This window comes from Mycobacteroides chelonae CCUG 47445 (genome assembly GCF_001632805.1).
Classification (GTDB): Bacteria; Actinomycetota; Actinomycetes; order Mycobacteriales; family Mycobacteriaceae; genus Mycobacterium; species Mycobacterium chelonae.
Genome location: NZ_CP007220.1, coordinates 1,281,874 through 1,303,398 on the forward strand (window position 1 = coordinate 1,281,874; position 21,525 = coordinate 1,303,398).

Sequence of the window (21,525 nt, forward strand, 5' to 3'; positions counted from 1 at the left end):
TCCGGTGGCCAGTTTGGGCATCGTGATGTGCGTGATTACCCGACTCGTAGCGACAAGCTTCATCGTTGCCATGCTTGGGTTCGTGGTTGCGGTACCGGCCAGTGCGGAGCCGAGAGAGATGGCCCCGCAGTCATATTCGCGGACAACCCGGGATGGCTGGCAACTGCAGATCAGACTCGACAATGAACGGGTGAACGTGGTTCCCAACCTGGCCGCCGCAACCAACTCGCGCGAGGCATTCATCACTTTGTCGGGCACCGCGACGGCGTCCGGTGGCACCAACCCCATTACCGACAGCCTCTTCGTCATCGGATATCAGCTCGGTTGCCAGTCGGATGTGTCCTCGGGCTTGCAGCTTGGTGGATCGGCGGGTATCGCACCGTCGGTGAGCCTTGGCGTGGCACCCACACCGTCGGTGGGAGTAGGAGGCAGCGCGGGAGTCAGCGGTTTTGTTCAAACCGTCGTGCAGCCGGGTGTCATCGTGAATCTCCCGATGGCCAATATGGTTCTCTCCCACGGCGGTACGGGCGCGCTCGATTTAGACAACGTGCATGTGAAGGCAGATGCCTGTGGTGGTGACGTGACGATCCGCTCCTTCGCCTCGCTGCGGGCGTCGACCGAGACCGGTCACACCGAGTTCGCAATCTACGGCGATCCGATCAAGATCTGATGATGAAATTCGTCTGTGCCACAGCGGTATTAGCGTCCGTGTTGTGGGCGCCGCCGGTGATGGCGGACCCGCCGCCGGTGAACCCCATGCCTGCGGTGCCCGTGGCCGTGCCCGGTGGGACACCCAACTATGCGGCGACTGCGGCGCAACCACCGTTTGGGCTGTCTCCGGCAACGCCGCGCGGCACCCGGATCTCCGCCGGTGTCGACTCCGGATACACCGCCCGAATCGGCGCCGGGATGACCGCCGGACAGCTGGAGGACCCACGCGGCATGAGTGAAGGAGTGGCACCATGATCCGAACATTTTGGGTAGCAACGGTTGTGGCGGCAATCGGCCTCGGCCTTGCCTCGCCTGTCGCCGCGGCCCCGCCGCCACCTATTCCGGCGCCCTATAACCCGGTCTTCGTGCCCGGTCAGCTGCCCGCGCTGCGTCCCTCGCGCGGTACTCAGCTGCCGGTGCTGATGTCGGGCCCCGCGCGGGGGCCCAGGATTTCGGCCGGAGTAGTGGATGGTGCCGGGGTGCCGGGTGGGGTGAAGCCGGGTGTCGGAGTCGGAGACGGGAAGCTGGAGAGTCCGACCGGCACAGCGACGCGCTGACCCCTGCGTATCGTCCAAGTATTTGGCAGCTGCATCCCAGCGGCACCTCAGAATCGCTCATTAGCGTGGCGGCATCCGGCGCCATCGGCTCGGTAACAGATCGAGCGATGACAGTCACGGAGGTGCCGACGAATGCCGTCCTACGAAGACACCGTGCGCGCCTGGAGCGACGGTGGGGACGAGCCCACGCAATTGCTGCCGGTAACCCCGCCGTCGCGGGGCACGTCCCGTCAGGTCTGGATCGTTGCGGCAGCCGCGACGGCGGGTGTGCTGGCGATCATCGCTCTCGGGTTTCTGCTTCTCGTTCCCCAAAAGACAACGGTGCCACCACTTGTCCCCATCACGTCGGTGACGGCACCCTCGACGTCCGCGCCGGTGTCGTCATCCCCGTCGCCGTCCCCGCCACCCTCGTCGACGGAGACGGTCACCGAAACGGTGACCGCGACCGCCTACCTCCCAGCACCGGCGATCACGCCCACAACCGACGCGCCACCGAGTACCACCACAACGGACCCGAACGACATCTGGAGGGCGTGCCGCCAGATGCATCCGCACCGCTGGTGCAACGGATATCGGTAGGCCCGTCGGCGGTTTGGGGGGACTACAGCTTCGCGGCCAGCTCGGTGCCCTGCTTGATCGCACGCTTGGCGTCCAGCTCGCCGGCCAGCGCAGCGCCGCCGATCACGTGGGCTTCGACCCCGGCTTCCTTCAACACATCGTCGAGGTCGCGCACCGATTCCTGGCCCGCGCAGATCACCACGTTGTCGACCTCGAGCACCCGTGGATCTTTGCGTTCCTCACCGAAACTGATGTGCAGCCCGGCATCGTCGATCCGCTCGTAGTTGACCCCTGCCAGCTCGGTCACCTTCTTGGCCTTGAGCGATGCGCGGTGCACCCAGCCGGTGGTCTTGCCTAGCCCCTTGCCCAGCGATCCCTTCTTGCGCTGGCACAGGTAGACCTCGCGAACCGCCGGAGCAGGAATGGGTTTCGTGAGCGAACCGCGGGAGTCGTGCTCCTCGGAGATGCCCCACTCGGCCCGCCACTCCTTGAGGTTCAGCGTCGGTGACTCATCGATCGTCAGGAATTCGGACACATCGAAGCCGATACCGCCGGCGCCGACCACCGCCACACGCTTACCGACGGGCTTGATCTGCTTGATGACCTCCGGGTAAGAGAGCACCATCGGGTGGTCGATGCCGGGGATGGCCGGAACCCGGGGCTTGACCCCGGTGGCCAGGATGACGTCGTCGAACTTGCCGGCGATCAGCTCCTGCGCATCCACCTTCTTATTCAAAAGCACTGTGACGCCGTACTTCTTGAGCATCGTCGTGTAGTAGCGGATGGTCTCGTTGAACTCTTCCTTGCCGGGAATCTTACGGGCCATATCGAACTGGCCGCCGATCTCGGAGTTGGCCTCGAACAGCACCACCTTGTGTCCGCGTCCGGCCGCGGTGACTGCGGCCGCCAGCCCGGCCGGGCCCGCGCCGACGACGGCGATCTTCTTGGCGTGCCGGGTCGGCAGCAGCTTGAGCGTCGTCTCGTTACCGGCACGCGGGTTCAGCAGGCAGCTAGCCTTCTTGTTCACAAACGAGTGATCCAGGCAGGCCTGATTGCAGGCGATGCAGGTGTTGATCTCATCGGCGTGATCGGCCGAGGCCTTCTTGACCCAATCGGGGTCGGCCAGCAGCGGCCTGGCCATCGAAATCAACTGCACCTGGCCGTCGTTGAGGATCTGCTCGGCGGACTGCGGCATGTTGATCCGGTTGGATGCCATTACCGGGATGTGAACCTCTTGAGCGATCTTGTTGGAAAGATCCACGAACGCGTTCTGTGGCACCGAAGTGACGATGGTGGGCACCCGCGCCTCATGCCAGCCGATGCCGGTGTTGATGATCGTCGCACCGGCAGCCTCGATCTCCTTGGCCAGCGCCACGATCTCATCCCAGGTCTGGCCATCGGGCACATAGTCGGCCATGGACAGCCGATAGCAGATGATGAACTCCGGTCCGACCGCTTTGCGGACGGCCTTGACCACCTCGACGGCGAGTCTGCGCCGGTTTTTCGGGCTGCCGCCGAACTCGTCGGTGCGATCGTTGGTGTAGGGCGCGAGGAACTGGTTGATGAAATAGCCTTCGCTACCCATGATTTCGACGCCGTCGTAACCGGCCTTCTTGGCCATCTTGGCGCTGTGTGCCCAGTCTTCGATCGTCTGCCAGACACCCTTGGTGCTGAGCTTGCGTGGCTTGAACGGCGTGATGGGGGACTTCTTGCTCGACGCGCTCACCGAGAATGGGTGATATCCGTAGCGACCCGCATGCAGGAGCTGGACGATGATCTTGCCGCCGTTCTTGTGCACCGCGTTCGTGACAATGCGATGCCGGTATGCCTCAAGGGAAGTGGTGAGCTTTCCGGCCAGCGGCTTGAGCCAGGCGGCACGGTTGATGGCGTATCCGCCGGTGATGATCATGCCGACACCGCCCTTGGCGCGCTCGGCGAAGTAGGCCGCCAGGGCAGGCGTGTCCCAGGGGAAGTCCTCAAGTCCCGCGTGCATGGAGCCCATGACGACTCGGTTCTTCAGCGTTGTGAAGCCAAGGTCCAAGGGGGATAACAGGGTTGGATATGCATTACTCATGATTCTCGCTTTCAGTCCGGGCTGTGGACAAGGAAGTGATCATTTCGTCGCACCAATCGGTGAATCCCTCTTCCATGCGGACACCGCCGCGTAGGACGAGATATTGGTGCAGGGCCGCGCCGGTGAGCTGGTCCGGAGCGGGAAACTGGCGTTTTTCCATTTCGCGGTAGTTGTCGAGCATGACGAGGTGCGTGTCGCGTTGCACGCGGATGTGTTCGACCACCATGTCGATGTCGCCGTAGGTGCCCGCGCGAACCTTGAGGGCCAGATCGCGCATGTCGGTGCCCTCGGAGCTGTTGACCCACCGGGACAACTCGCGATAGCCGAGCTCGGCGACGTCGTAGACCTTCTTCGCGGGCCGTCCTTCTTGGTCGACGACAGTGCAGCGCAGCCAGCTGTCGTCCTCCATGCGGCGCAGCGTGCGATAGATCTGCTGGTGGGTGGCGCTGTAGAAGTAGCCGATCGACCGGTCGAATCGGCTCGTGAGCTCGTAACCTGACCCGTTCTGCTCGGCCAGGGACAACAGGATCGCGTGGGTGAGTGCCACGGCAGCATGCTGACACGAAACCTGACCCCTATGCAACTTGTTGCAGTGCAACAGTCTGCATACAACTGGCCAGTTAAGTGGCGCGGTCGGTAACGGTGACGGTCTGAAGCATGACGCTGGGTGCGGCGCTTCGAGAGGTTGTCGGTGAGGGAGGCGATCGCCGAGCCGTGTGCGGGCGCGGCGGATCAAACATGCACCGGGGGATATGCCGCCGACTACGTCGACAAGGGTGCGCAGGCTCGCCGCATCCGCTCCGGTGAATACGCGGATTGTGTTGCTTGCGAACCGGTTTGCTCAGGTGATGCCATCATCGTGGGCGAGGACAGGCCTGGCCGGCGGCCGGTCGCGTATGCACCGGCACGGACTACGTCGTCGACCGTGATTCACCCGAACCGTGCGTGACGCATGGGCACGATCGGCGGGGGCATGTGGCACGGCACGCGTCTGTGACCCGGGGGGCTGAGCGTGGCTGCTGGCGGCGAGTCAAGTTAAACGTTAAGCTAAGTACCTGTAACCGGCGGATACGGCTAGATCGCCTTGGCGAGTTAGGTCAGCCTGTGTCGCGGGGCACATCTATGGACCGGGATACTTGCCGCAACGCATGAACTGGACATCAGCGCAGGAAATGAGGAAACCTTCGTGACCTACACGATCGCGGAACCGTGCGTCGACGTTATGGATAAGGCATGCATTGAGGAATGCCCCGTCGACTGCATCTACGAGGGTGGGCGCATGCTCTATATCCACCCCGACGAATGTGTCGACTGCGGTGCTTGCGAACCGGTGTGCCCCGTGGAGGCCATCTTCTATGAGGACGATGTGCCGGATCAGTGGACGGGCTATATCCAGGGCAACGCCGATTTCTTCGTAGACCTGGGCTCGCCCGGTGGTGCCGCGAAGGTGGGCAAGACCGATTACGACCCGCCGTCAGTCAAGGAACTCCCGCCCATGGGTGAGGGACACTGAACTCGTCGTCTGAGTCCCGTCTGCGGGTCTCGTCTGTCTCGTCCCGGCTTCCGGAGTTTCCATGGGACACCATCGCCGCTGCGAAGGCGACCGCTGCGGCGCACCCCGAAGGGATTGTCGACCTTTCCGTCGGCACCCCCGTGGACAGTGTGGCCCCGGTCATCCGCGACGCATTGGCCGCGGCCAGCGACCTTCCCGGATATCCGGCGACCGCCGGTACGCCGGCGTTGCGCCAGGCAATCCGCGACGCGGTATCGCGGCGATACGGCGTGGTGCCGCTGGCCGACGACGCCGTGCTGCCGGTCATCGGCACCAAGGAACTCATCGCGTGGCTGCCGACCCTACTCGGGCTGGGCAGCGACGACCTGATCGTCATCCCCGAGTTGGCGTATCCCACCTATGAAGTGGGCGCCCGGCTGGCCGGTGTGCCCACGGTCCGCGCGGACTCGTTGACTCAACTGGGTCCGCAGCATCCCGCCCTGATCTACCTCAACTCGCCCAGCAATCCCACCGGCGCGGTGCTGCCGGTGGAGCATCTGCGCAAGGTTGTCGAGTGGGCGCGTGAGCGCGGCGCCCTCGTGGTGTCCGATGAGTGCTACCTCGGCCTCGGATGGGACGCCGAGCCGGTCTCGGTTCTCGATGCACGGGTCTGCGATGGTGACACCACCGGATTGTTGGCCGTGCACTCGCTATCCAAGACCTCATCGCTGGCGGGCTACCGGGCCGGATTCGTGCTGGGCGACGCATCGGTGGTCGGCGAGTTGCTTGCGGTGCGCAAGCATGCCGGGATGATGGTGCCGGGGCCGGTGCAGGCGGCGATGACCGCGGCGCTGAACGAGGACGAGCATCAGCGTGATCAGCGCGCCCGCTACCAGATTCGCCGCGACAAGCTTTCGAAGGCGTTGATCGGCAACGGATTCCGGATCGACCACTCCGAGGCCGGCTTGTATCTGTGGTCGACGCGGGGTGATTCCTGTGACGACGCGCTGGCGTACCTGGCCCAGCGCGGGATTCTGGTGGCGCCGGGACGGTTCTACGGCCCCCGCGGCAAGGAACATGTGCGGGTGGCCCTCACCGCGACCGATGAGCGGATCGACGCCGCGATCGCGCGCCTGGCCGACTGACCGTCGAAGACCCGAACTACCACACGTAACGTCCCGCCGGATTTCGGTGTTACCTGAGGTTTCGTTGCGCATTGTCCAGATTCCTCGACAGCTATGGGGGAACAGGACGATGCTTAGTGGATGGATGCCATCACCAACGTGCCGGCGCCCGTCAACGAGCCGGTGCTCACGTACGCCCCTAACACTCCCGAACGCGACCGATTGACGACGGCATTGGGTGAGCTGAGTGCCTCGCCCATCGATCTGCCGCATGTAATCGGTGGCGTTCGCCGAATGAGTGAGGGCGAACGCATCGATGTGGTGCAGCCACACAACCACCGTGCCGTGCTGGGGACCGTCACCAACGCAGGTCATGCCGAAGCCGGCGACGCGGTCGAGGCCGCAGTCGCTGCGAAGAATGATTGGGCGGCACTGTCATTCGATGACAGGGCGGCCGTCTTCCTGCGAGCCGCCGATCTGCTGTCTGGTCCGTGGCGGGCCACCTTGAATGCCGCCACCATGCTGGGGCAGTCGAAAACCGCCTATCAGGCCGAGATCGATGCAGCCTGCGAGCTGGCCGACTTCTGGCGGTTCAACGTGCAGTTCGCGCGACATATCCTCGCGGAACAGCCCAGCAGCGGCGGTGGCGCGTGGAATCGGATGGAGTATCGCCCCCTGGAGGGCTTCGTCTACGCCATCACTCCCTTCAACTTCACCGCTATCGCTGGAAATCTTCCAACGGCCCCAGCGCTTTTGGGTAACACGGTGGTGTGGAAGCCGTCCGTCACCCAGGCCTTCGCCGCGCACTTCACCCTGGAGCTCCTCGAAGCCGCCGGGCTGCCGCCCGGTGTCATCAATCTGCTCAACGGGGACGGTATCGCGGTATCGGATGTGACGCTCGCCGATCCGCGTCTGGCGGGTATCCATTTCACCGGCTCCACCCGGACGTTCCAGCACCTGTGGCGTGAGGTCGGTACCAACATCGACAGGTACCACACCTATCCTCGGCTCGTCGGTGAGACAGGTGGCAAGGACTTCGTCGTCGCGCACACCTCAGCTCGTCCAGACGTGTTGCGTACCGCGCTTATTCGCGGTGCCTTCGACTATCAGGGACAGAAGTGCTCGGCAGCCTCTCGCGCCTTCGTGGCCCGCTCGGTGTGGGACCAGATGGGCGACGAGCTCCTCGATGCCACCTCCGCGTTGACCTACGGGGACGTCACCGACCTCGCCAACTTCGGCGGTGCCGTCATCGACGAGAAGTCGTTCAAGCGCAACGCCGCCGCCATCGATCGCGCCAAGAGTGCCGGGGTGACGATCGCGGCGGGAGGCGAATACGACGACAGCGAAGGATATTTCATTCGTCCCACGGTGTTGCTCTCGGACGACCCGACCGACGAGGCGTTTTCCACCGAGTACTTCGGCCCGATCCTGGCGGTACACGTCTACCCCGACGACGACTACGAGCGCATCCTCGACATCGTCGATACCGGTTCCCGATACGCGCTCACCGGCGCGGTCATCGCCGACGACCGCCAAGCGGTCCAGGCGGCCAGTGACCGGCTTCGCTTCGCGGCCGGTAACTTCTACATCAACGACAAGCCCACCGGCGCCGTCGTCGGCCAGCAGCCCTTCGGTGGCGGCAGGGCATCGGGTACCAACGATAAGGCCGGGTCGCCGCTGAATCTGCAGCGCTGGCTGCTGCCGCGATCCATCAAGGAAACATTCGACGCTCCAACCGAATACGGATACCCCCACATGGAGCGTGAGGATGGCTGAGTGGTTCGGCAAAACCGCCAGACCCGCCATCCTGGCGGCCAGTAGGTCTGCGCGGCTTCGGCACGCCGCCGAACGCATGCCGTTGACGCGGCAGGTAGTGCGCCGATTCGTCCCCGGTGAATCCGAGGACGATGTTCTTGCGGCGGGTACCGCACTGCTGGACTCGGGGCGGTTCATCTCGATCGATTACCTGGGCGAGGACACCACCGATATTGAGCAGGCCACCCGAACGGTGTCGGCATACCTCTCGCTGCTAGATGCTCTGGCGCAACGCAGCGACACCGTGCATACCGGTGTGCGCCCGCTGGAGATTTCTCTAAAACTTTCCGCGCTGGGTCAGGCGTTGCCGCATGGTGGCGAACAGATAGCCCTGGAAAACGCGCAGCTGTTGTGTGCCAAGGCCGATCAGGCCGGGGTATGGGTCACCGTCGATGCCGAGGATCACACCACTACCGATTCGACCCTGGGTATCGTGCGTGAACTGCGCACCGACTTCCCGTGGCTGGGTACCGTGCTGCAGTCCTATCTGAAACGTACGTATGCCGATTGCGTCGATCTCTCCGGTGCGGGCTCGCGCATTCGATTGTGCAAGGGGGCCTATGACGAGCCAGAATCCGTTGCGCATCGCGATCCCGAGGATGTTGATGTCGCGTACCTGCGTTGTCTGCGCGTCCTGATGGAGGGTGACGGCTACCCGATGGTGGCCTCGCACGATCCCGCCATCATCGATGCGGCCAACCTGATGGCGCGCGAGACAGGCAGGGGACCAGGCGATTACGAATACCAGATGCTGTACGGGATTCGCGATGCCGAACAGCGCCGCCTCTCAGGTGAGGGGCACCACATGCGGGTGTATGTGCCGTTCGGTGAGGAGTGGTACGGGTACTTTGTGCGGCGCATCGCCGAGCGGCCCGCCAACATGACCTTCTTCCTGCGCGCGCTGCTCTCCGGGGGCTAGGCATGTCTCACAGGCCCTGCAGAGGGGTCGCGTCCTAGGCTGGCCTCATGCTGCTGACGTCCCTTCACCCCAAGTCGCCCGATCTCGCGGACGCGGTTCGTATCGGTGAGGACAGCTGGGGTCGCGCCGACCTGGTAGGTGCGGCGACGGCAGCAGCCGAACGCATCGGCGGCGCCTCGGGTCCGATCGCGGTGCTGGCTCGTCCGAGTATCGACACGGTGCTGTCCGTCATCGCCGGACTCATTGCCGGAGTCCCCATCGTGCCGGTGCCGGCAGACGTCGGGGTGGCCGAACGCCGCCACATCCTGGCCGATAGCGGGGCCATCGCATGGCTAGGTGAAACACCGGCGGAGCCAGAGGGATTGCCGCACGTGCCGGTGCGCCGCCACGCGCGTTCCTGGCATCAATACTCCGAACCTCGCCCCGAGTCGACCGCACTCATCGTGTACACCTCGGGGACAACCGGCGCGCCGAAAGGCGTGCAGCTGAGTCGGCGTGCGTTGGCGGCCAGCCTGGACGGGCTGGCTGATGCATGGGCGTGGACACCCGACGATGTTCTGGTACATGGGCTTCCGCTCTTTCACGTGCACGGGCTGGTACTCGGCCTGCTCGGATCGTTGCGTGTGGGAAATCGGTTTGTACACACCGTCAAACCGACGCCCGAGGCGTACGCCGCTACCCCCGGCACGTTGTACTTCGGTGTGCCGACGGTCTGGTCGCGGGTGGCGGCCGACCAATCCTGCGCTCGTGCACTGTCTTCGGCGCGGCTGCTGGTGTCGGGGAGTGCGCCACTGCCGGTGCCCGTTTTTGACGAGCTACGCGCGCTCACCGGACATGCCCCGATCGAACGCTACGGCGCTACGGAGACCGTCATCACGCTGTCCACGCGTGCCGACGGAGAGCGGCGCGCAGGTTGGGTCGGTCACCCCTTGACAGGGGTGCAGACCCGCCTGCTGGCCGAGGATGGCGGTGCGGCCCCTCATGACGGGGAAACCGTTGGCCAGCTGCAGGTTCAGGGGCCCACACTGTTCAGCGGCTATCTCAACCTGCCGGAAAAGACCGCCGAGGTACTCACCGAAGACGGCTGGTATCGCACCGGAGACGTCGCCGTCGTCGACGCCGACGGAATGCACCGGATCGTCGGACGCGAATCGGTCGATCTGATCAAATCGGGTGGCTATCGCATAGGTGCCGGTGAAATCGAAACCGTACTCCTGGGTCATCCCGGGATCGTGGAGGTCGCGGTGGTGGGAGTTCCCGATGACGACCTAGGGCAACGCATCGTCGCCTACGTTGTCGGTGATGTGGTGGAGGATGACGTCATTGGCTTCGTGGCACAACAACTCTCGGTGCACAAGCGTCCTCGCGAGGTCCGTCGGGTGGACGCGTTACCCCGGAATGCCATGGGGAAGGTCCTGAAGAAGGAGCTGATCACATGGACGTGACCGCGGAGATCGTCGACCAGATCAACTGGCACTGGACCTCCCAGCTGCGTCCCCGCTTCGACGGTCTCACCGACGACGAGTATTTCTGGGAACCGGTGCAGGGCTGCTGGAGTCTGCGGCCACGGGGCACCGCGACGACTCCGCTGCAGGGTGGATCAGGCGACTATGTGATCGAATTCGCTGCTCCAGCGCCCGAACCCGCGCCGGTGACCACCATCGCCTGGCGGCTCGGTCATATTCTCGTGGGCGTACTCGGGGCACGTGTCACCAGTCATTTCCCCGAGAGTTGGGCAGGACCGGCCATCGATTATCTGACCTACGACTATCCGGTCACCGCGGCCGAGGCTCTGCAGCGTCTTGATGTGTTGTATGCCGCATGGCTCGACGGAGTGCGCGGCAAGGACAACGCGGCCATGGCGCTACCGGTCGGACCGGCCGAAGGCCCATGGGCCGACAAGCCGTTTCTGACGCTGGCACTGCACATCAATCGCGAATTGCTGCACCACGGCGCGGAGATCGCGCTGTTGCGCGATCTGTACGGCGGGCGCCCCAACTAGTTGGCGTGCAGCGCCGCGTTCAGCTCGAACGCGCCGCCATCACGCGACACCACCTCAACCGCACCGGTCTGTGAGTTGCGCCGGAACAGCAGATTGTTGGTGCCAGACAGTTCCAGTGCCTTGATGGTCTTGCCGTCGGGGGTGGCGACCTTGGTGCCGGCGGTGACGTAGAGCCCGGCCTCGACGATGCAGTCGTCGCCCAGACTGATGCCCACACCAGAGTTGGCGCCCAACAGCGAGCGCTGGCCCACCGAGATCACCTGGCTGCCGCCGCCGGACAGGGTGCCCATGATGGACGCGCCGCCACCGACATCGGATCCGTCACCCACCACGACACCGGCCGAGATGCGGCCCTCCACCATCGACGCGCCCAGAGTGCCCGCGTTGAAGTTCACAAATCCTTCGTGCATGACGGTCGTCCCGGAGGCCAAGTGCGCACCCAGCCGCACCCGGTCAGCATCGGCGATACGCACGCCGGTGGGCACCACGTAGTCGACCATGCGCGGGAACTTGTCGACCCCGAACACTGTCACCACGCCGCGCGCACGCAGCTTCGCGCGCACCGTCTCGAAACCCTCGACGGCACACGGGCCGAAGTTCGTCCACACCACGTTGGTGAGCACACCGAAGAGCCCGTCCATGCTGGCACCGTGCGGTGGGACCAGCCGGTGCGACAACAGATGCAGGCGCAGGTAGGCGTCATAGGCGTCGGCAGGCTTATCGGCGAGCGAGCCAATGGTGGTACGTACCAACACCTTCTCCACGCCACGGTCCGCATCGGGCCCAACCAGCGCTGCCAGTTCTGCAGGCGCGCCTGCTGCGTCGATTCGCTCGGTACCCGGAGTGCCGGGTGCGTCGGTCAACTCGGGCGCCGGGAACCAGGTGTCCAGTACCGATCCGTCCGCCGCGATGGTCGCCAGGCCAAGTGCTACTGCTCCGCTCACGGGGTACACGCTAGCCTGAATCGGTGGCGCTTGAACTCGCTGGTGACCCGATAACCCTGACGGCTGCCCTGGTAGACATCCCCAGTGAGTCTCGGCACGAAGCGCAGATCGCTGACGCCGTCGAGGTTGCGCTGCGGGAACAGACGACCGGATTCGAGGTCATACGCAACGGCGACGCGGTGCTGGCCCGCACCGATTACGGTCACAACACCCGGGTGATGCTGGCCGGACACCTCGACACCGTGCCCGCCGCCGACAACGTACCGAGCCGCTGGGAACGGAACGAGGACGGCGACATCTTGTTCGGGTGCGGCACCGTGGACATGAAATCCGGTGATGCGGTCTTCCTGCACTTAGCCGCCACCGTGACACCCCGTGTCGACCTGACCTTGGTGTTCTACGACTGCGAGGAGATCGAGTCCTCGGCCAACGGGCTGGGGCGTATCGAACGCGAACTACCCGAGTGGCTCGATGCCGACCTTGCGATCCTCGGCGAACCCACCGCCGGTCTCATCGAGGCGGGTTGCCAGGGCACATTGCGCGTGGTGATCCGGGCCGCCGGTACCCGCGCGCATTCGGCGCGATCCTGGCTGGGGGACAACGCCATTCACAAGCTCGGCGCCGTCCTGGACCGGCTCGCCGCATATCGGGCGCGCGTCGTCGACATCGACGGCTGCGAGTATCGGGAGGGGCTGTCCGCGGTGCGGATCGATGGCGGAGTTGCCGGGAACGTCATCCCAGACGCGGCCGCCGTCACCGTCAATTTCCGGTTCGCCCCCGACCGCAGCCCCGATCAGGCGCTCGTCCACGTGCGGGAGGTCTTCGACGGACTCGACGTCGACATCGAACTGACCGACGCCGCCGCCGGGGCCCTGCCCGGCCTGGACCGCCCGGCCGCCGCCGAATTGATCGGTGCGGCTGGGGGAGTGGTGCGCGCAAAGTACGGCTGGACCGATGTGTCCCGGTTCGCGGCACGAGGGATCGCCGCGGTCAACTATGGGCCGGGTGACCCCAACCTGGCGCATACCCGAGGTGAACACGTGCCGGTACAGCAGATCACCGACGTGGCCGCGGTACTGCGGCGCTACCTCAGCGCGTGACCGGTGCGGCGTACGTTCCCGGTGTCTGGCCGAGGATGCGCCGGTACACGTCGATGAACGCACTCGGTGTGGCCCAACCACACTGATGCGCCACGTAGGTGACGGGCCGCCCCTCCGCGAGCAGTCGCAACGCGTGATGAAGACGGATCTGCGTGCGCCACTGCGGGTACGTCATGCCCATGTCGGTGCGGAACAACCGGGTCAGCGTGCGCTCACTGGCACCTACCCGTCGCCCCAGTTCGGCCACGGTCCACACCTGCGTCAGATCGTCCTCCACCAGCGCACACGCCTCGGCCAACCGCTGATCACGCGGGATGGGCAACTTCAGCGCCTGCTCCGGACTGCGCCGCAGCTGGTCGATGAGAACGACCTCCATCCGCGTGACCTCCTCCTGGGGTAGGTCACAGGGAACCGAACACGTGATGATCAGCTCCCGCAGCAGCGGGGACACCGCGATGACGGTCGGAGCTTTCAGTTCTACCGGGTACTTCTCCGGATCGAAGGCCACGGAATGAAACTCGGTGGGGCCGTAAAAGCGATGTTCGTGACCAGCACCGGCGGGTATCCACAGCGCGCGATTCGGGGGTGCGATCCAGGTGCCGTCGTCCGTCGTCACCGCGATGACACCGGAGGCGGGATACACAATTTGATGCACCTCGTGCCAGTGGCGGTCGATGCGTTGCCCGCCGCTCAACGACATCACTCCGGTGAGATGGCGGCTAATCAACACAAGGTGCGATTTTATCGGAATCCAGCTGCGTGGGAAATCATCGCGCTGATTCTGCGGGGAATAGCCACCTGAACGCGCGGGGTTGGCCGAGACGTGAAACTCGGAGTGGCGATCGGCCGACCTCTCAGTGTTCAGACCGACACCAACCTGGTCGAGGCGTTCATCGCGCACGGGCGCAAAGTCACCGATGCCGGCGTCGGGACGCTGTGGCTGGGGCAGATGTATCACTATGACGCGATCACCGTGGCCGCGGTGATCGGGCAGGCGATACCCCCGGAAAAGCTGAGCACTGTGGGGGTTTCGGTGATCCCCATCAATCCGCGTCACCCCATCGAGGTATCGGCGGCCGCACAGACAGCCCAGGCCGCCAGCCACGGGAGATTTCAGCTCGGGCTGGGGCTCGGCGCGCCGGTAATCGAGGGGCCGAGCTATGGCCTGCACGTGGACAAGCCGATACGCCGCCTCCGCGAATACCTCACCACACTCCGCCAGCTGCTCGACACCGGAACCGCCGACTTTCACGGCGAGACCCTCACGGTCGCACCGAAATTCACCACCGCGCAGCCAGGCGGCGAGAACATCCCCGTGTTGGTCGCGGCCATGGCCCCACAGGCGCTGCGGGCCACCGGCGAGCTGGCCGACGGCACGATTCCGCTGCACGCCGGACCGCGAGCGCTCAGCCGGCAGATCGTTCCCGTCATCGATGCGGCCGCCGAGCAGGCCGGGCGGCCACGCCCGCGTGTCATCGCCGGTGTCGCCGTCGTGGTTACCTCCGATCCGGCACGGGTCCGGGCGCTTGCCATCGAGGACATGGCGTTCTACGAGAACATCCCGTCATATCGGAAAGTGCTTGATGCCGAGGGGGTTCGGCACACCGGGGAGCTGGCGATCATCGGCGACGAGGAGCATGTGGCTGGCGAGCTGCGGCGATACTTCGATGCGGGAGCCACCGAAGTGTTCGCAAGCCACACCGAGTTGGGTGGACCGGAAGACGAGGCCCGCACGCTGGCGCTACTGGGTGAGTTGTCCCGCGGGAATTGATTTGCCCGCGGCCCCTAGGCTGGCAGCGTGCCAGAAAGTACCGAACCCCAACTGCATGGACCGGTTCAGCTGCGTCGTGATCGGTGTGAGAACACCACCGCCGACCAACGTCTGCTGGACACCCGCGACACCACCACCTGGACGCACACCGATCCGTGGCGGGTGCTGCGCATTCAGGGCGAGTTCGTGGAGGGCTTCGATGCGCTCGCGGAAACCCCTAAAGCGGTAACGGTTTTCGGCTCGGCCAGAACGAAGCAGGACTCACCCGAATATCAGCTCGGGCGGGAGCTGGGTGTTGCCCTGGTCAAGGCGGGGTATGCCGTCATCACCGGTGGCGGACCGGGCGCCATGGAGGCCGCGAACCGTGGTGCGAGCGAATCGGGCGGCTACTCGGTGGGCCTGGGCATCGAGCTGCCGTTCGAGCAGGGCCTCAACGAATGGGTGGACCTGGGCATCAACTTCCGCTATTTCTTCGTCCGCAAGACCATGTTCGTCAAGTACGCACAGGCCTTCGTCTGTCTGCCCGGTGGATTCGGCACCCTCGACGAACTCTTCGAGGCGCTCACCCTGGTGCAGACCCGCAAGGTCACGCGGTTCCCGATCATCCTGCTGGGCACCGAGTACTGGTCGGGCCTGCTCGATTGGATCCGCGGGACGATGCTGCCCGCGGGCAAGATCGGTGAGCAGGACATCGCACTGCTCTCGGTCACCGACAGCATCGACGAAGCGGTGGCGGCCATCGTGCAGGCCGAGGCGGTCAACGGGAAGGGGAGTCACCGATGAGTTTGTCGGTCTGTGTGTACTGCGCGTCGGGCCCCCGCCACCCCGAACTGCTGGATCTAGCCACTCGTCTGGGCACCGCCATCGCCGAACGCGGCTGGACGCTGGTGTCCGGGGGCGGCAACGTCTCGGCCATGGGCGCCGTGGCACAGGCGGCGCGAGCCGCCGGTGGACGCACCATCGGGGTCATTCCCAAGACACTCGTACATCGAGAGGTCGCCGATACCGACGCCGATGAGCTCGTCGTCACCACCACCATGCGCGAACGCAAGCAGATCATGGAGGACCGATCCGACGCCTTCATCACCCTGCCCGGCGGGATCGGCACGCTGGAAGAGGTTTTCGAGACCTGGACCGCCGGCTATCTGGGGTTACACCAGAAGCCAGTGGTGTTGCTGGACCCCGACGGTCACTACACCGGGCTGCTGCGCTGGCTCGATGAACTCCAGGACAAGGGTTACGTGGCCGCACACGCGCGGGACAGGCTACTGGTGCACACCGATATCGCCGCCGCACTCGACGCGTGCAGGCCAACGGATTGACGGGGCTGGGTCGTTCGTCAACAATGCGGTGAGCCATTGCCTACTGGGCGGTAAGGAACAGGGAGAACTAGATGTCCGCAAGCAGCGCCATTCCGTCGAATCCCCGGGATCGGGTTCACCTGACCGAGGTATTGGCGCAGCTGCCGGGCATGGCCTGGGACCTGCCGATTCTGGCGCGCGGCATCATCAGCGGTATCAAGTCCAACCCCAAGGGCCGTTGGTCGATCGGGGCGCTCTTCGCCGAACGCGCCGCCAAGCACGCCGACCGCGTCTTCCTGCGGTTCGAGGGCACCGACATCACCTACGCGCAGGCGAACGCCACCGCCAACCGGTACGCCGCCACGCTGGCCTCGCACGGCGTGGGTCGCGGTGACGTCGTCGGCATCATGCTGCGCAACTCGCCGCAGACCGTGCTGCTGATGCTCGCCACCGTGAAGCTCGGTGCCATCGCCGGAATGCTCAACTACAACCAGCGCGGACACGTGCTGGCGCACAGCATCGGACTGCTCGACTCCAAACTGCTGATCAGCGAGGCCGACTTCGTCGAGCCGATCAACGAATCCGGCGCCAACGTCATCTCCCTGCTCACCGGCGACGAGCTGGACCGGGCCTCGGTGCTCGCGCCCACCACCAATCCCGCCGCCACCGACGCGGTGATGACCAAGGACCGGGCGTTCTACATCTTCACCTCCGGAACCACCGGCCTGCCCAAAGCCAGTGTGATGACGCACTATCGGTGGCTGCGCGGTATGTCCGGAGTCGGCGACATGGCATTGCGGCTGCGTCCCAGCGACGTGCTGTACAGCTGTCTGCCGCTGTACCACAACAACGCGCTGACCCTCGCCGTATCGACCACCATCAACGCCGGCGCCACGCTGGCGATCGGCAAGTCGTTCTCGGTGTCGCGTTTCTGGGACGAGGTCATCGCCAGCCGCGCAACCGCTTTCATCTACATCGGCGAGCTGTGCCGTTACCTGCTCAACCAGCCGCCCAAGCCCACCGATCGCCAGCACAAGGTGCGCGTCATCATCGGTAACGGGCTCCGGCCCGAGCTGTGGGGCGAGTTCACCCACCGTTTCGGCATCAAGCGGGTCTGCGAGTTCTACTCGGCCAGCGAGTCCAACACCGCGTTCGTCAACGCGCTCAACATCGACCGCACCGTCGGTATCTGCCCGATGCCCATCGCCTACGTCAAGTACGACATCGAGACCGGAGAGCCGCTCCGCAACTCGAAGGGCCACCTGACGAAGGTCGGTGCGGGCGAGGCGGGTCTGCTGATCAGCAAGGTCACCAGCCTGGCGCCGTTCGACGGGTACACCGATCCGACGGCCTCGGAGAAGAAGCTGGTGCGTGACGCCTTCAAGAAGGGCGACACCTGGTTCAACACAGGCGATCTGATGCGCAACCTGGGCTGGGGACACGCGGCCTTCGGTGACCGACTCGGCGATACCTTCCGGTGGAAGGGTGAGAATGTCGCGACCACCGAGGTGGAAGGCGCCCTCCACCACGCCGATGCCATCGAGGAGGCCACGGTGTTCGGCGTCGAGGTACCGGGTACCGACGGCCGCGCCGGGATGGCCGCCATCAAGCTGCACGACGGCGCCGAGTTCGATCCAAAGGCATTGAGCGACATCGTGTATCAGTACCTGCCTGCCTACGCGCTGCCACTTTTCGTCAGGATCGTCGACACCCTGGAGCACACCACCACCTTCAAGAGCCGCAAGGTGGAGCTGCGCGAACAGGCATACGGGGAGGCCGTGACCGATCCGCTGTACGTGCTCGCCGGGCGCGCCGAGGGTTATGTGCCGTTCTATCCGGACTACGCAGGCGAGGTCGCGGGCGGCCAGCGTCCCAAGGCATAGCCCTTCGGCGGGTTACTGTTCCACCGTGGGAGTCAGTCGACGAGTACGCGCCTCGCGGCGCCGTCAACGTCGGGTGAAGCTTGCCGACAACGACCTCACCGACGAGCAGTGGCTGACGCTCGTGGAGGCCTGGGGTGGCTGCGCCTATTGCGGAGCGACCGGCACAGCGCTGCAACGCGACTGTGTGCAGGCGATCTCCCGCGGTGGCCGGTACACGCTGTCCAACGTGGTGCCGGCCTGCCCGTCCTGCAATGCGAGTAAATGCAATGCCGAGGTGACCAGCTGGATGCGGCGCAAACGGCTCGACGAGACCGCCTTCCTGCGTCGCTACGTGGAGATCTCAGCAGCGGGCTAGCCCGCGGTGTACACACCTGTCGGTTCGTCGTGGTAGCCCTTGGCGCCGATCTCGCGAGCCAAGGGACTGCGAAAATCCTCCTCTGCGGCAAGGCAATCGAGGATGTGGCGATAGTCGTAGCGAGGCGTCCAGCCCAGTTCGGTCCGAGCCCTAGTGTTGACGTAGACCCGGTCGATCGTCGGGAACATCGACCAGCCGTGCGCCGCATACAGATTGGGCTGCTCGGGGAAGCGATGAGCCACCACCGCCGTTGCGTCGATGCGCAGCGGCGCGATATCGGTGCGGGAGAAGGGCGTGGTCGCCGAGACCACGTACTTGGCCCAGCCGATGTCGGGGGCGCGTTCGGCCGCCAGTAGGTGCGCCTCGACGACGTCGGCCAGATCCACCCGGCGATAGAGGTATTCGTTGGCCTTCACGTTCGCATCGGAGTAGCGGGCCCGGACCGCATCGTTGTCGTCCTGCTCGGGGAAGAATCGCGAAGTGCGCAGCACGATGATCGGCAAGCCGCAGCCCTGATGCACCACATGCGCGATGTCTTCCGCGGCGGTCTTGGTGGCGCCATAGATGTTCTTGGGCACCGACGCCACGTCCTCGGTGATCCAGGCGGCCTCCTGGGTTCCTACCAGCGCGTGTCCGAATGCACTGGTGGTGCTCGTGTAGACAAATCCGGTCACGCCCACGGCGACGGACTCTTCCAAGAGCGCGAGTGTGCCCTCGATGTTGGTCTCGACGAAGTCGGCCCGCGTATGCGAACCCACATGCGGTTTGTGCAGGGTTGCGGTGTGCAGCACCGACGTCACCCCGGCCATCGCCTCGGTGACAACCGCGCGGTCGGCGATCGACCCGACGATGTCCGTGACTGGGCCGGCCGCGATGTCGATGCCGACGATGTCGGCCCCGCCCCGGCGCAGGGTGCGGACCAGTGCCTCCCCCAGATGGCCCGAGGATCCAGTGACCAGGAATCGCTTTGCGCCCATGTGCCCATACTGCTCAGGCACGCAAGTCATTTCGCTCGCCGAGTGTGAAACCCGGGCGGGAAACCGGGGGGAATCTCGCCCACGTTTCCCACTCGGTGCAGCCGCAGAGGCCCTGGCCTGCACAATGAGGGCGTGCATGAGACGTTTTGTGGACGGCCGGTCCGCACCGATCGTGCCCTCATCATGGCGATCGTCAACCGCACGCCGGACTCCTTCTACGACCGGGGTGCCACCTTCACCGACGAGGCCGCACAGGTCGCTGTGCGTAAAGCGGTGGCCGACGGCGCCGATGTGGTGGACATCGGTGGCGTCAAGGCCGGCCCTGGCGAGACCGTCGATGCCGAGGCCGAGATCGCACGGGTGGTGCCGTTCATCGAATGGGTGCGCAGTGCCCATCCTGACCTGCTGATCAGCATCGACACCTGGCGCACCGAGGTCGCGGAGAAGGCCTGCGCGGCAGGCGCCGACCTCATCAACGACACCTGGGCCGGCGCCGACCCCGAGCTACCCGCAGTGGCTGCCGCCCATGGCGCCGGACTGGTTTGCTCACATACCGGTGGCGCGGTGCCGCGCACCCGGCCCTATCGGGTGAACTACGGGACCGAGGTGAACGGTGTGGTCCATGCCGTCATCTCCGAGGTGACCGCGGCCGCCGAACGCGCGGTGGCTCTCGGGGTGTCGAAGGACTCGATTCTGATCGATCCGACGCATGACTTCGGCAAAAACACCTTCCACGGGCTCGCTTTGTTGCGCCACGTAAACGATCTCGTTAATACCGGGTGGCCGGTGCTGATGGCATTGAGCAACAAGGATTTCATCGGGGAGACTCTTGGTGTGGGACTGACGGAACGACTCGAAGGCACTCTCGCCGCTACCGCGCTGGCGGCGGCGGCCGGTGCCCGCATGTTCCGGGTGCACGAAGTCGGGCCCACACGCCGCACGCTGGAAATGGTGGGCTCCATCGTCGGAACCCGCCCACCGGCGCGAACAGTGAGGGGGTTGGCATGACCCATCAACTAGACGGAGCAGTTGGTATCGATCCGAGCTGGCTGGAAACGCACAGTTGGAACCGGCCCGATTGGACCGTCGAGCAGCTCATCGCCGCGAAGAAGGGCCGCACCGTTTCGGTGGTCCTGCCCGCGCTCAATGAGCAGGAGACGGTCGCCGCGGTCGTCGACACCATCAGCCCGCTGCTGGGCGGTCTGGTAGACGAGCTGATCGTGCTCGACTCGGGCTCCACCGATGACACCGCGATCCGGGCCGTGGCCGCGGGTGCGCGCGTGGTCAGTCGCGAACAGGCGCTGCCTGAGGTGCCGCCCAACCCGGGCAAGGGCGAAGTGCTGTGGCGGTCGGTGGCCGCGACCACCGGCGACGTGATCGCCTTCGTCGACTCCGATCTGATCGATCCCGATCCGATGTTCGTGCCGCACCTGCTCGGCCCGCTGTTGTTAGGTCAGGGTGTCCACCTGGTCAAGGGCTTCTATCGGCGTCCGCTCAAGGTCAGCGGGTCCGAGGACGCCAACGGTGGTGGGCGGGTGACCGAACTGGTGGCCCGGCCCATGCTTGCCGCTCTCCGGCCCGAACTGAGCTGTGTGGTGCAGCCGCTGGGCGGTGAGTACGCCGGCACTCGGGAGCTGCTGTCCTCGGTGCCCTTCGCGCCCGGATACGGCGTCGAGATCGGCCTACTGATCGACACGTACGACCGACTCGGACTCAATGCCATCGCCCAGGTGAACCTGGGCGTGCGCAGCCATCGCAACCGGCCGCTGGTCGAGCTCGGGGTGATGAGTCGTCAGGTGATGGCCAGCATGCTGTCGCGGTGCGGGATTCCGGACTCAGGGGTGGGTATCACCCAGTTCTTCGCCGACGGTGACGGGTTCACCCCGCGCAGCTCCACGGTGTCGCTGGAGGACCGCCCGCCGATGAACACCCTGCGCTGAGC

23 protein-coding genes are annotated in these 21,525 nt (G+C 65.2%); 18 read left to right on the forward strand and 5 right to left on the reverse strand.

What is annotated here, in order from left to right; genetic code table 11:
• Positions 1-31: 31 nt before the first annotated feature.
• The 4 genes from BB28_RS06355 to BB28_RS06370 all read left to right on the forward strand — a co-directional run bounded on the left by BB28_RS06355 (position 32) and on the right by BB28_RS06370 (position 1,847).
• The gene (locus BB28_RS06355; protein ID WP_046255590.1) at positions 32-670 is read left to right on the forward strand and encodes an MspA family porin; all 639 of its coding nucleotides are present in this window, start codon (positions 32-34) and stop codon (positions 668-670) included.
• On the forward strand, positions 670-966 hold the full coding sequence (locus BB28_RS06360; RefSeq protein WP_046252888.1) for a hypothetical protein: 297 nt from the start codon (positions 670-672) through the stop codon (positions 964-966). Before BB28_RS06355 ends, BB28_RS06360 begins: the two co-directional genes overlap by 1 nt.
• A complete protein-coding gene (locus BB28_RS06365) occupies positions 963-1,268 on the forward strand; it encodes a hypothetical protein (RefSeq protein ID WP_046252889.1) in 306 nt (101 codons plus the stop codon). The genes BB28_RS06360 and BB28_RS06365 overlap by 4 nt, the downstream gene beginning before the upstream one ends.
• A 132-nt stretch (positions 1,269-1,400) precedes the next feature.
• A complete protein-coding gene (locus BB28_RS06370) occupies positions 1,401-1,847 on the forward strand; it encodes a hypothetical protein (protein WP_046252890.1) in 447 nt (148 codons plus the stop codon).
• 22 nt (positions 1,848-1,869) lie between these two features.
• Here the strand turns inward: BB28_RS06370 and BB28_RS06375 are convergent, their stop codons facing one another.
• Together BB28_RS06375 and BB28_RS06380 are read right to left on the reverse strand one after the other, a co-directional pair.
• The gene (locus BB28_RS06375) at positions 1,870-3,900 is read right to left on the reverse strand and encodes an NADPH-dependent 2,4-dienoyl-CoA reductase (protein WP_046252891.1); all 2,031 of its coding nucleotides are present in this window, start codon (positions 3,898-3,900) and stop codon (positions 1,870-1,872) included.
• Entirely contained in the window at positions 3,893-4,447 is a 555-nt protein-coding gene (locus BB28_RS06380) for a PadR family transcriptional regulator (RefSeq protein WP_030094776.1), read from the reverse strand. The genes BB28_RS06375 and BB28_RS06380 overlap by 8 nt, the downstream gene beginning before the upstream one ends.
• Before the next feature lie 639 nt (positions 4,448-5,086).
• On the opposite strand from BB28_RS06380, the gene fdxA reads away from it, so the two are divergent.
• From fdxA to BB28_RS06415, 6 genes are all read left to right on the forward strand, one after another.
• Positions 5,087-5,413, forward strand: a complete 327-nt coding sequence (fdxA, locus tag BB28_RS06390) for a ferredoxin (RefSeq protein WP_030094777.1) — start codon at positions 5,087-5,089, stop codon at positions 5,411-5,413.
• 20 nt (positions 5,414-5,433) lie between these two features.
• Positions 5,434-6,537 carry a succinyldiaminopimelate transaminase gene (gene dapC / locus BB28_RS06395; protein WP_046252893.1) on the forward strand — a complete coding sequence of 368 codons (1,104 nt, stop codon included), beginning with the start codon at positions 5,434-5,436 and terminating at the stop codon, positions 6,535-6,537.
• 120 nt (positions 6,538-6,657) lie between these two features.
• Positions 6,658-8,292, forward strand: coding sequence for an L-glutamate gamma-semialdehyde dehydrogenase (gene pruA / locus BB28_RS06400; RefSeq protein ID WP_046252894.1), 1,635 nt, complete (start codon positions 6,658-6,660; stop codon positions 8,290-8,292).
• On the forward strand, positions 8,285-9,250 hold the full coding sequence (locus BB28_RS06405; RefSeq protein ID WP_046252895.1) for a proline dehydrogenase family protein: 966 nt from the start codon (positions 8,285-8,287) through the stop codon (positions 9,248-9,250). The genes pruA and BB28_RS06405 overlap by 8 nt, the downstream gene beginning before the upstream one ends.
• A 47-nt stretch (positions 9,251-9,297) precedes the next feature.
• Positions 9,298-10,695, forward strand: coding sequence for an acyl-CoA synthetase (locus tag BB28_RS06410; protein ID WP_046252896.1), 1,398 nt, complete (start codon positions 9,298-9,300; stop codon positions 10,693-10,695).
• Positions 10,686-11,252 carry a DinB family protein gene (locus BB28_RS06415; RefSeq protein ID WP_046252897.1) on the forward strand — a complete coding sequence of 189 codons (567 nt, stop codon included), beginning with the start codon at positions 10,686-10,688 and terminating at the stop codon, positions 11,250-11,252. The genes BB28_RS06410 and BB28_RS06415 overlap by 10 nt, the downstream gene beginning before the upstream one ends.
• Here the strand turns inward: BB28_RS06415 and dapD are convergent.
• Positions 11,249-12,196, reverse strand: a complete 948-nt coding sequence (dapD, locus tag BB28_RS06420) for a 2,3,4,5-tetrahydropyridine-2,6-dicarboxylate N-succinyltransferase (protein ID WP_046255591.1) — start codon at positions 12,194-12,196, stop codon at positions 11,249-11,251. The two genes, BB28_RS06415 and dapD, sit on opposite strands and share 4 nt — an antisense overlap.
• A gap of 23 nt (positions 12,197-12,219) precedes the next feature.
• Here dapD and dapE point away from each other — a divergent pair, with 23 nt between their 5' ends.
• The gene (dapE, locus tag BB28_RS06425) at positions 12,220-13,296 is read left to right on the forward strand and encodes a succinyl-diaminopimelate desuccinylase (protein WP_046252898.1); all 1,077 of its coding nucleotides are present in this window, start codon (positions 12,220-12,222) and stop codon (positions 13,294-13,296) included.
• On the opposite strand, the gene BB28_RS06430 is transcribed toward dapE, so the two are convergent.
• Positions 13,286-14,026 (reverse strand): AraC family transcriptional regulator, encoded by a 741-nt coding sequence (locus BB28_RS06430; RefSeq protein WP_064393428.1) that lies wholly within the window; start codon positions 14,024-14,026, stop codon positions 13,286-13,288. The two genes, dapE and BB28_RS06430, sit on opposite strands and share 11 nt — an antisense overlap.
• Before the next feature lie 93 nt (positions 14,027-14,119).
• Here BB28_RS06430 and BB28_RS06435 point away from each other — a divergent pair, with 93 nt between their 5' ends.
• From BB28_RS06435 to BB28_RS06455, 5 genes are all read left to right on the forward strand, one after another.
• Complete coding sequence (locus BB28_RS06435; RefSeq protein WP_081252218.1) at positions 14,120-15,067, forward strand: TIGR03564 family F420-dependent LLM class oxidoreductase; 948 nt, start codon at positions 14,120-14,122, stop codon at positions 15,065-15,067.
• A gap of 27 nt (positions 15,068-15,094) precedes the next feature.
• On the forward strand, positions 15,095-15,850 hold the full coding sequence (locus BB28_RS06440) for an LOG family protein (protein WP_046252900.1): 756 nt from the start codon (positions 15,095-15,097) through the stop codon (positions 15,848-15,850).
• Positions 15,847-16,389: an LOG family protein gene (locus tag BB28_RS06445; protein ID WP_046252901.1), complete on the forward strand. Its 543-nt coding sequence runs from the start codon at positions 15,847-15,849 to the stop codon at positions 16,387-16,389. The genes BB28_RS06440 and BB28_RS06445 overlap by 4 nt, the downstream gene beginning before the upstream one ends.
• A 71-nt stretch (positions 16,390-16,460) precedes the next feature.
• Positions 16,461-18,251 carry a long-chain-acyl-CoA synthetase FadD6 gene (fadD6, locus tag BB28_RS06450; RefSeq protein ID WP_046252902.1) on the forward strand — a complete coding sequence of 597 codons (1,791 nt, stop codon included), beginning with the start codon at positions 16,461-16,463 and terminating at the stop codon, positions 18,249-18,251.
• Positions 18,252-18,276: 25 nt separating this feature from the next.
• Positions 18,277-18,606 carry an HNH endonuclease gene (locus BB28_RS06455; RefSeq protein WP_046252903.1) on the forward strand — a complete coding sequence of 110 codons (330 nt, stop codon included), beginning with the start codon at positions 18,277-18,279 and terminating at the stop codon, positions 18,604-18,606.
• Here the strand turns inward: BB28_RS06455 and BB28_RS06460 are convergent.
• On the reverse strand, positions 18,603-19,583 hold the full coding sequence (locus BB28_RS06460; protein ID WP_046252904.1) for an NAD-dependent epimerase/dehydratase family protein: 981 nt from the start codon (positions 19,581-19,583) through the stop codon (positions 18,603-18,605). The genes BB28_RS06455 and BB28_RS06460 overlap by 4 nt on opposite strands.
• A 132-nt stretch (positions 19,584-19,715) precedes the next feature.
• Between BB28_RS06460 and folP the strand changes: the two genes are divergently transcribed.
• Both folP and BB28_RS06470 read left to right on the forward strand, forming a co-directional pair.
• Positions 19,716-20,591, forward strand: a complete 876-nt coding sequence (gene folP / locus BB28_RS06465) for a dihydropteroate synthase (protein ID WP_075874221.1) — start codon at positions 19,716-19,718, stop codon at positions 20,589-20,591.
• Complete coding sequence (locus tag BB28_RS06470) at positions 20,588-21,523, forward strand: glucosyl-3-phosphoglycerate synthase (protein ID WP_046252905.1); 936 nt, start codon at positions 20,588-20,590, stop codon at positions 21,521-21,523. The genes folP and BB28_RS06470 overlap by 4 nt, the downstream gene beginning before the upstream one ends.
• Positions 21,524-21,525 lie beyond the last annotated feature (2 nt).